This window comes from Lyngbya sp. CCY1209 (genome assembly GCF_055795065.1).
The window spans coordinates 1-6,181 of record NZ_JAYFER010000223.1 but is presented as its reverse complement, the minus strand read 5'-3'; the positions used below and the strand labels follow the sequence as shown (position 1 = coordinate 6,181).

Sequence of the window (6,181 nt, the reverse complement as noted above, 5' to 3'; positions counted from 1 at the left end):
TCTTGCTCTCTGCGAGACAGAGTAACAGGTTAGGGCTAGAAAGCCCCGTCGCTGTCTTCGCGGGGATTGGTTACCCTCAAACCGAACGATCCGGAATCCGTCACCAGCAAGCTCCAGCGCCTATTCAACATTCGGACGGGTGCGAGTGATGTCCTATTTGAAAGTGAAGATGATGCCGGCACTTATATCGACTTCAATCAATTTCTGAATGGAATTCCCGCCGAAAGTACCACCCCCGCCCAAACGACGCCATCCATGCCGTCCGCGTCGCCGAGGGCCCAACCCGGCACGGCATGGTAACTCGATCTCGTTGATGTTGAGGACTCTACCGTGAGACGACCCCGAATCGGTTGGGCCGGCGCGATCGCGATCTGTTCTCTCCTGTGCGTCCTGGGGGGCACAGACATCCCGAAATCCCCCCTCAACGCCGCCCAACCCCCCGTAGCGCCCGAACTCCCCTCCGAACCCGAACTGCGCGAAATGGCCCGTCAAATTGCCGTGCGGGTTTACTCCGGGCGGATGTGGGGGACGGGAATTATCATCCGCGAACGGGGCGGCATTTACACCGTGATCACCAACGACCACGTTCTCTTCCCCGGCGGGGGCCAAAATTACCGCGTCGAAACCCCCGACGGCCGCATCCACGCCGCCGAAATGGTCAAGTCGGCATCCTGGGGGGACAATGATTTGGGAGTGGTACAGTTCCGCAGCAGCGATCGCCCCTACACCGTTGCCGCGATCGCCCAAACTCCCGCCACCGTGGGAGAAACGGTCATCGCCGCCGGATTTCCCCTGGAGGCCGACCGATCGCAAAACCGAGGATTTATCATCACCCAAGGGCAAGTGTCCCGGTGGATGGAACAGCCCTTCGTGGGAGGCTACCAACTCGGATACACCAACGATATTTTTTCGGGGATGAGCGGCGGACCGCTGTTGAACGACCGGGGGGAAGTGGTGGGAGTGAACGGAATGCACAAATATCCCCTGTGGGGCACTTACCAGTTTGCGGACGGGTCCTCCCCCCCGGAAACCGTAGCGGCCCAACTCGTCCGCTACAGTTGGGCGATTCCCATTCAGACGGTTCTCCGACTCACTCCGGAATAGGGAGCGGGGGCAGGGGAGGCAGGGGAGGAAAATTCTATCTGTGTTCTTCCTCCGCTTCCTCCGCCCCTCCACCCCCTCCGCTTCTCTGAATTCCTGGTATCGACCCATCCTATAGAACATTAGCTAATATTGTCCGTTAGAGACGAGAACCCATGAAAGTGCGATCGCTCCCTCAAAATCTGTTGCTGTCGGCGGGAATTGTCCTGTCCGGGTGGCTCGGTGCCACCCCCGTTGCGGCCGAACTCTCCCCCGACGAGGTCAACTCCATCGCCAGCCAAACCACCGTCCTCATCGCCCCGGAACTGCGCCCGGAATTGCTGGAAGCCTTGGAGAATAACTACCGCAACCCCCTCGCCAGCCAGAACAACCCGGACGGCGTGTGGCACCCGGGATCGGGGGTGATCATCGCCCGGGAGGGCAACCGCTACTACGTCCTGACGGTGAGCCACAATTTCAAACAACGGGATCTCGATGCCGGCCGGTCCTACGGCATCCGCACCGGCGACGGACGGGTTCATGTGGTGCAGCAGCCCGACGACGGCCGCGGCTGTCCCCTGCGGGGGTCCGCGTCCCCCGGAAATTTGATCCGGTTCGGCTGCTACTCCATCAGCTTGCCGACGCGGGTGGCGGGTTCAGACCTGGCGGTGGTGGCCTTTGAGAGCGATCGCGACTATCCCATTGCGCCCTCCGCCCCCGACCGCTCCGTCAACGTGGGGGATGTGGTCTACGTCTCCGGCTGGCCGGACCCCGAAAAAGAGCGGGATGCGGCTACGGGTCGCTGTCTGGGGAAAGCCACCCGCCGCCAGCGTCGCCTCACCTGGGGTCCGGTGACCGGGATCGTCGAACCCGACACCAGCGAAAATGGTTACAGCCTGTTTTACCTGGATAATACCCGCCCGGGGATGAGCGGCGGGCCGGTGTTCGATGGCGAAGGCCGGGTGGTGGGGGTTCACGGCCGAGGTTCGGGGGGGAAAGCCCAACTGGTGAATCAATACTGTTCCGTCAGCAACGCCCCCAACGCCCAAGCCTTTGAATCCGGGGATTTCGCCCTCGATGGTCGGGGGGCGGGGCGGGCCGACCCGGAGAGCCTGCGAACCCGGTTCAGCAGCGGCCAGGATTTTAATAATTTTATGGGTTTGATTCGCAATACGGGTTTGGATTTAGCCTTCAATCTCGGTTTGCCCCGCCCCGAGGTCATCCGAGCTGCCTTGACTCCGATCCCCCAAAGTCGCAATACTGGAACCGTCGATTTTGCGATCGCGGCGGTGGCGACGGGCAGTTTTGACGATCCCAAGGATGTCATCACCAATATTTATGACACCTACGGATCTTTTGAAGGACTCGGGCCGCGGCTGCGGGATACCCCCTCGGGGGGGTGCGACAGCTTGCTCCTCGGCGAACCGTGTTTTTAGGTGATCGCGATCGGAACCGTCGGGATTTTTAAACAATGTAACGTCCCCAAAAGTCAAATCACGGACGAACTGTCTGCCAGAGAGTCATTTGATCGGCGATCGCAACCCTTTCCCATCAATAAGAATTGTCGAGTTGACCCAACCGATGAGAGTCGCGAAAACCGTCCGTAACCGTATCGACCTATCAGGTCGGCAAGCCCCGCGTTATAGCAGTGCGCGCTCGTATAGTTACAAAACCTATAAAAGGGAGTCGGTCGTCGGTCGTAGGGAGTAGGGAGAACTCAAAGACTCTTTGAATCGAGGTTTTGAAGTTTTCGAGGTTCCCCCAATTTGTTAACACACGATCGCTCATTGCTATAGCCGGTTAAATTGACAGATGAAGCCGAAAAATACGGAGTGCAATCATTCGTGTAAACGGCTGATGAAGGTTTTTTTTGTTATACTCAAAACCAGTGATTCTTCCTCGGGCGTTTTTGACTTTCTATGGCTTCTATCCTGATCGTAGATGACGAACCCAATAATTTTGACGTCATCGAAACCCTATTATCAGACCGCGATGACGACCTCCACTATGCCTCGAATGGGAAAAGTGCGATCGCGTCCCTGGACTTGTTCGCCCCGGATCTGATTTTGCTCGACGTGATGATGCCGGAGCTCAACGGGGTGGAAGTCTGCCAGCAAATCAAAGCCATGCCCAAATGGACCGCCACCCCCATCGTCATGGTGACAGCCCTGAGCAGCAAAGAAGATCTCGCCCGCTGCCTGGAAGCCGGCGCCGACGACTTTATCAGCAAACCCATCAACCGCCTCGAACTTCGCGCCCGGGTGCAATCGATGTTGCGAATCAAATCCCAATACGACGAACTGCAAACCCTGCTCAAATCCCGGGAAGATATGGTCAACATGATGGTTCACGACCTGCGAAATCCCCTCATGGGGATCTTGTTCGGCTTGTACGTCGTCGAACGGGGCGACCTGCCCCTCAAATTGAAAGACAAAGTGTCCAGAAGTCTCATCGCCGCCCAGCGGTTGCAGGCGTTGATCGACGATCTGATCCTGATGGGAAAAATGGAACAAAGTCAGATCCAACTCCACCGGACGAAAGTCGATCTCGGCGGCGCTCTCGGGTCCGCGATCGAACGTTTCACGCCGATCGCCGCTCAAAAAAATATCGAACTGATCGGGCGACTTCCGGAGCCGGGAAGCGTCGTCAATGCGGACGACACCTTGTTCCAACGGGTGTTGGATAACCTGCTTTCAAACGCGATCAAGTTTTCGCCCAGCAGCAGCGAAATCGTCCTCGCTGCCGAACTGACCGCGGCCGGAGAGGCCCAAATTCAAGTCGCGGATGCCGGTCCAGGAGTGGCGGAGGAATTGAAGGAGAGCATTTTCAAAAAATACGAGACGGGGACGCGCATGGCTGAAGTCTCCCAAATCGGTCTGGGGTTGGCATTCTGCAAGATGGTGGTCGAAGCCCACGGCGGCCAAATTGGTGTCCGCCCCAACCAACCACGAGGCACCATTTTTGAGATCCGCCTGCCGGCAATGTCCCTTTAAAAACTGAGTTTTGAGGCAACCAAAGGTAAGGAAAACTCGAAGGTGCTGCCCCGGCCCAACTCGCTGGTGACGGAGATTTCGCCCCCCTGCAGTTCCACCAGACGGCGGGTGATTGCCAGACCGATACCCGTGCCGCCGGAGTTGCGCGATCGCGACCGGTCGGCCCGCCAAAACCGCTCGAAAACGTGGGGCAAATCCGCCTCGGAAATGCCGATGCCGGTGTCGCTGACGGCCACCCAGAGGCGATCGCCCCGACTCCAAACCTTGACGGAAATCGTCCCCCGTTCCGTATAGCGGACCGCATTTCCCAACAGATTCACCAGGATTTGTTCGGTGCGATCGATATCCGCAAAAACCGGGGGTAAATCTTCCGGACACTCCAGTTGCAAGGTCGGTCCGTCTTCTAACAGTTGGTCAGAAAATCGCTGCACCAACGATTCCAACAGGGGCCGAATGTTGACGGCTTGGGGGTGGATGGGCAAATATCCCGACTCGACTTTGGAGAGTTCTTGCAGGTTGTTGACCAACCGTTCGAGGCGTTTGGTTTCCTTCGTCAACTGCTGGTAAATCTCCGGCGACGGCGCAATTCTCCCCTCCGCCATTTCCTCCAAATAGCCCCGGACGACGGTGATCGGCGTCCGCAATTCGTGGGTGAGATCGCTAATTAATTCCCGCCGTTTTTGTTCCACATCTTGCAGGCTGCCCGCCATCTGATTGAAACTCATCGCCAGTTGGTTGAGTTCCGGAATTTCACTGGGCGACATCCGTTCTGAGAGGTTCCCCTTGGCGAATTTTTGCGTGATTTCTTCCATTTGCGTCAGGGGTTGGGTGATGCGTTTTGTCACCCAATAGCTGAGGCCTACGGCCGCGGTCGAACCCGCCAAAACTGACCAAAACGTGCTGCGGTTCCAGGCGATTTCAAACCCTTCGATCAGCCGGGTGCGAACGTACTGCAACCGAAAGCCCGGACCCTCGAGCTGTTCCAGGCGACGGACGAAGAAACGGGGGGAGGAAATTTTGCCGATGATGACCAAGGAAGACACCCCGATCAGCATGACCAGCAAGTGGGATAAAAACAGGCGCGATCGCAAATCCACTTTTGCCATTAGTTACGGCTATCTCCGATTCACGCTTTGATTGTATCATTGTCTTTTGGAGTTGCGGGCGATCGCGACATTTTTCCAACCGCTCAACTGATCAAAGGACAATTTTTGCACGGACAATGCCACGACCTACCGTTATCATACCGGGCTATTTTGCGACGGCGGACGATTACCGCGAAATGGAACGCGCTTTACAAAACCGGGGCATCCAGACGCGGATCGTCCCCCTGCGAAAACGAGACTGGTGGCCGACTTTCGGCGGGCGATCGATGATTCCAATTTTGCAGAAAATTAACCAAACTGTCCAGCAAGTTCGGCTCGAATACAGTTCCGACAAAATCAATTTGGTCGGCCACTCGGCGGGGGGCTGGATCGCCCGCATTTACTTGGGCGAAAAACCTTACACCATCCACAATGATGTTTCCGAGGATGCGATCGGGTTTTGGAATGCCCGATCGCAAGTCGAAACCCTGGTGACGTTGGGGACGCCTCACGTCAGCCGGGAACGGTGGACTCGGAAAAATTTGGATTTTGTCAAAGACAATTATCCCGGGGCATTTTATCCCGATATTTCCTATGTCTGCGCGGCGGGAAAGGCGATTTTCGGTGCCCGCAAGCCGGGAAGTTTGCTGGCGTTCAACAGCTATCAAATTACGATCGGTGTCGGCCAAACCTGGGGGGACGGCATCACCCCCGTCGAAGCCGCCCATCTGGAGGGGGCCGACAACATCACGTTGGATGAGGTTTGGCATTCTCCGCGATCGCCCGGAAAGTGGTACGGTTCTGTCGAGGTCGTCCCGAGTTGGGCCGATACGTTGAAATAATATCAGATTGGGTGTGGGGGCGAGGCGGAGGAGGCCGAGGGGCAGACGGGCAAAGATGGGAAGAATCTAAAATCTAAAATTCCCTACACCCTACACCCAGTCCGGTAGGGTGGGTTAGGCGCGACAGTAATTTTTCTGAAAAACCGACAACTTTTCATTCGCGCCGTAACCCACCATTTCC

The 6,181-nt window shown here is 57.0% G+C and carries 6 protein-coding genes; 5 read left to right on the top strand and 1 reads right to left on the bottom strand.

What is annotated here, in order from left to right:
* Positions 1–66 precede the first annotated feature (66 nt).
* The 4 genes from AC0QHF_RS04945 (at position 67) to AC0QHF_RS04930 (ending at position 4,073) form a co-directional block, all read left to right on the top strand.
* Positions 67–300, top strand: a complete 234-nt coding sequence (locus tag AC0QHF_RS04945; protein ID WP_324703075.1) for a hypothetical protein — start codon at positions 67–69, stop codon at positions 298–300.
* A gap of 30 nt (positions 301–330) precedes the next feature.
* Complete coding sequence (locus AC0QHF_RS04940; RefSeq protein ID WP_324703074.1) at positions 331–1,104, top strand: S1 family peptidase; 774 nt, start codon at positions 331–333, stop codon at positions 1,102–1,104.
* A 152-nt stretch (positions 1,105–1,256) separates the two neighbouring features.
* Positions 1,257–2,516, top strand: a complete 1,260-nt coding sequence (locus AC0QHF_RS04935) for a S1 family peptidase (RefSeq protein ID WP_324703073.1) — start codon at positions 1,257–1,259, stop codon at positions 2,514–2,516.
* Positions 2,517–2,999: 483 nt separating this feature from the next.
* On the top strand, positions 3,000–4,073 hold the full coding sequence (locus AC0QHF_RS04930; protein ID WP_324703072.1) for a hybrid sensor histidine kinase/response regulator: 1,074 nt from the start codon (positions 3,000–3,002) through the stop codon (positions 4,071–4,073).
* Here the strand turns inward: AC0QHF_RS04930 and AC0QHF_RS04925 are convergent.
* Complete coding sequence (locus AC0QHF_RS04925) at positions 4,070–5,179, bottom strand: sensor histidine kinase (protein WP_324703071.1); 1,110 nt, start codon at positions 5,177–5,179, stop codon at positions 4,070–4,072. The two genes, AC0QHF_RS04930 and AC0QHF_RS04925, sit on opposite strands and share 4 nt — an antisense overlap.
* Before the next feature lie 116 nt (positions 5,180–5,295).
* On the opposite strand from AC0QHF_RS04925, the gene AC0QHF_RS04920 reads away from it, so the two are divergent.
* Positions 5,296–6,000 carry an esterase/lipase family protein gene (locus tag AC0QHF_RS04920; RefSeq protein ID WP_324703070.1) on the top strand — a complete coding sequence of 235 codons (705 nt, stop codon included), beginning with the start codon at positions 5,296–5,298 and terminating at the stop codon, positions 5,998–6,000.
* Positions 6,001–6,181: the final 181 nt, after the last annotated feature.